Source organism: Nocardia sp. NPDC060220 (genome assembly GCF_042727815.1).
Classification (GTDB): Bacteria; Actinomycetota; Actinomycetes; order Mycobacteriales; family Mycobacteriaceae; genus Nocardia.
Window position 1 is genome coordinate 1 of the sequence record NZ_JBHWZY010000760.1, and the last position, 3,411, is coordinate 3,411.

At 67.9% G+C, this 3,411-nt stretch carries 4 protein-coding genes; all 4 read right to left on the bottom strand.

Annotation, left to right across the window (positions count from 1 at the left end; all coding sequences use genetic code 11):
- Nucleotides 1-29: 29 nt before the first annotated feature.
- Nucleotides 30-1,298: an NAD(P)/FAD-dependent oxidoreductase gene (locus tag ACFWF3_RS29115; protein ID WP_379316757.1), complete on the bottom strand. Its 1,269-nt coding sequence runs from the start codon at nucleotides 1,296-1,298 to the stop codon at nucleotides 30-32.
- Nucleotides 1,295-1,486 carry a rubredoxin gene (locus tag ACFWF3_RS29120; protein ID WP_067446959.1) on the bottom strand — a complete coding sequence of 64 codons (192 nt, stop codon included), beginning with the start codon at nucleotides 1,484-1,486 and terminating at the stop codon, nucleotides 1,295-1,297. Before ACFWF3_RS29120 ends, ACFWF3_RS29115 begins: the two co-directional genes overlap by 4 nt.
- Nucleotides 1,487-1,489: 3 nt before the next feature.
- Nucleotides 1,490-2,338, bottom strand: coding sequence for a mycofactocin-coupled SDR family oxidoreductase (locus ACFWF3_RS29125; protein WP_379316759.1), 849 nt, complete (start codon nucleotides 2,336-2,338; stop codon nucleotides 1,490-1,492).
- 52 nt (nucleotides 2,339-2,390) lie between these two features.
- On the bottom strand, nucleotides 2,391-3,411 hold a 1,021-nt coding region (locus ACFWF3_RS29130), incomplete at its 5' end, for an aldehyde dehydrogenase family protein (protein ID WP_379316763.1).

The window sequence follows — 3,411 nt, forward strand, 5'->3', positions numbered from 1 at the left end:
CACCAGATCCAGGCGAGCTGTACGAGCGCCTATTCCCGCGCTGATGCGGCGAATTGCTCTGGCGCCGAGGCCAACTCGACCAAATCGAGATCGTCGGCCGCGAGCGCGGCTCGCGGCAGATACGGGCCGTTCTTGATCAGGTTCTGAGCTGCTCGGACATCCTTGGGCCTACCGACGCCGAGCACTCCGACCAGGCGATCCTCGACCAGGGTCAGCGCGAGGAACGGCCCGGCATCGAGGTCGCCGTAGACGATCGTCTCCGTGCCGTACCCCGGCCAGCCCGCGATCTGAAGGTTGCGACCGAACTGGTTGGTCCAACACCACGGAACTTCCTCATACGGCACCCGCGCGCCCAAGATGGTGTGCGCGACGGCCGCGCCGTGGGCCTGCGCGTGATTCCAGTGCTCGATCCGGTCGGACCCACCCAGAATCCGGTTCGGCAGCCGCGCGACGTCACCGGCCGCGTACACCCCGGGCGCGGAGGTCGCCCCGAACTCGTCGACGACGACGCCATCATCGACCGTGAGGCCCGCGCGGACCGCCAGTTCGGTATCCGGGGTCATGCCGACCGCGACGATCACCACGTCGGCGACCCATTCCCGACCATCCTCGGCGAACACGCGGGTCCGGCCGTTCTCGTTGTGCGCAGCCGCGAGCCGTGTTCCCGTATGCACACGGACCCCTCGATCCCGGTGCAGACGCGCATAGCTCGCCGAGACCTCGGCGGGCACCACCCGTCCGAGCACCCGGTCCGCCGTCTCCAACACCACGACGTCGGCGCCGAAGGTACGCACCGCGGCCGCCGCCTCCAAACCGACCAGTCCACCGCCGACGACGAGAACACTCGGTACGGCGCCGGTAGCACCGACGCGATCGAGAATCTGCCGCAATCGGGCCGCGTCACGCAGGTGCCGCAGTGTCTCGGCCTCGGGCAGCAGGTCCAGCCGTCGTGGCCTGCCTCCGGTCGCGAGAATCAGCGCGTCATAGGCCAGCTGGTCGCCGTCGTCGAACTCCACACTGGCCGTGGCGGTATCGACGGCACGCACGGTCACACCTGTGCGCAGCTCGATCGACTTGTCCGCCCAGAACGCGGCGGGCTTGAGCCGCGCCTTCTCCTCGCCGACCGAGCCGGACAGCAATTCCTTGGAGACCATCGGGCGCCGATACGGTGCCGCCGGATCGTCGCCGACCAGCACGATCGATCCGGCGAACCCTTCCTTGCGCAGCGTCTCGGCCGCGCTGGCGCCGGCGACACCGGTGCCGACGATCACCGCCCGGCCGTGTCGCGCGATCGTCACCGATCGACCTCGACCATGTCGAACTCGGCCTTCTCGGCGCCGCAGTCGGGGCAGGTCCAGTCCTCGGGGATGTCGTCCCAGCGGGTGCCGGGTTCGATGCCGTCGTCCGGCCAGCCGAGTTCCTCGTCGTACTCCCATCCACAGATGACACAGCGGTAGAGCTTGTACACCGTCGTCGTGTCGCTCATCGCTCACTTCCCCCAGGGCACGGCTTTGACGAAACCACCCGCATCCACCCGCAATTGGCTGCCGGTGATGTAGCGCGAATCCTCGGAGGCGAGGAAGACCACGAGGTTGGAGACGTCCTGCGGCTCGATGTACGGCACACGCATCGCCTGCATCGCCGGGAACGCCACCTCGGCATCGGCGCGAGTCGGCGCCTCGAGATCGGGACGGAAGATCTTGTACATACCCTCGTTGTGCAGCATGTCGGTATTGACATTGGTGGGATGCACCGCGTTGACCCGAATGGACTTCTTCGCGAGCTGGATCGCCAAGTCGTTCACGTAGTGCGCGACAACCTGTTTCGCGAGACTGTAGGCGGAGCCGCCCGGTCCCTGCTTGGTCGAACTCCCCAGCTGCGCGGCGAGGGAACCGGTGGCGATGATCGACGCCCCGGCACCGAGATGCGGCAAGCTCGCCTGCACCACGTTGAACACACCGACGAGGTCGGTATCGATGGTGTCCGACCAGGATTGCATGGTCTGGCCGCTGCCCAGCGGGGCGATGCCCGCGTTGGCGACCACGATATCGAGCCGTCCCAGCGCCTCGACCCCCTGCGCGACCGCCTGCCAGACGGCGCCGCGCTCACGCACGTCCACGATCACCGGATGGAAACGCACGCCTTCCTTCTCGACCAGCCTGCCCGTCTCCTCGAGGTCCTCGGGCCGCGCGAGCGGGTAGGTGTTGCCTTCGAGGTCGGCACAGATGTCCAAGGCGATGATGCTCGCGCCCTCGGCGGCGAGGTTCACCGCGTGCGAACGTCCCTGCCCTCGCGCCGCCCCCGAGATGACCGCGACCTTGCCGTCCAATTTTCCCACTGGTGACAACCTTTCAGTACTTCGATGGTGAATTGCTCTGCCGGACAGCGACTCAACGCTGTCGCGGCGTCCGGGAACCGATGGTCTTGGTCTCCAGGTATTGCTGGAAACCCTCGATGCCGCACTGGCGACCGACGCCGCTGTTCTTGTAGCCGCCGAATGGCGCGTCGGCGCCGTAGAACATGCCGCCGTTGACGCCCACCGCGCCGGTCCTGAGTCGACGGGCGATGCCCATACCGCGTTCGTCGGACTGTGACAGCACCGCGCCCGCGAGGCCGAAGGCGCTGTTGTTGGCAATCCGCACCGCCTCGTCGTCGTCGTCGAACGCGAGCATCACCAGGACCGGACCGAAGATCTCCTCCTGGGCGATCGCCGAGTTCGGATCATCGGTCACGAACACCGTCGGAGCGACGAAGTGGCCACCGGCGAGGTGGGCGGGCAGATCGGCGGGCAAGCCACCACCGGTGACCTGTCGCGCGCCGTCGCGAATCGCCCGCTCGCACATATCGAGTACCCGGGTCTGCTGGGCCGCGCTGATGACCGGGCCGACCAGCGTCTGCGGCAGCACCGGATCGCCCACCGGCACCGCCGCGAACATCGCGCCCACCGCCGCGACCATGTCGTCGAACATCGAGCGGTGCACCAGCATCCGGCTCGTCGCCGCGCACGCCTGGCCCGCGTGCACACAGACCCCCACCGCGCTGCGCAGCGCGTGTTCGGGCTTCGCGTCGTCGAGCACGACGAGCGCGGACTTTCCGCCGAGTTCGAGGAAGGTCCGCTTCATCGTGCCCGCGCTCTGGCGCATCAGCGTGCGCCCGACGCCGGTCGAACCGGTGAACGAGATGAGGTCGACGCGGGGGTCGCTCGCCAGGAGTCCGGCCACCTCGTTGGACGGTGTCGTCACGACATTCACGACGCCCTGCGGGAAGTCGGTGTGCTCGGCGATCAACCGACCGAGCCTGGTCGCGTTCCACGGGGTGTTCGGGTCGGGTTTGAGCACGACGGTGTTTCCGGCGGCCAGCGCGGGTCCCAGCTTGTTGAGGATCACCTCGAGCGGGAAGTTCGACGGGCAG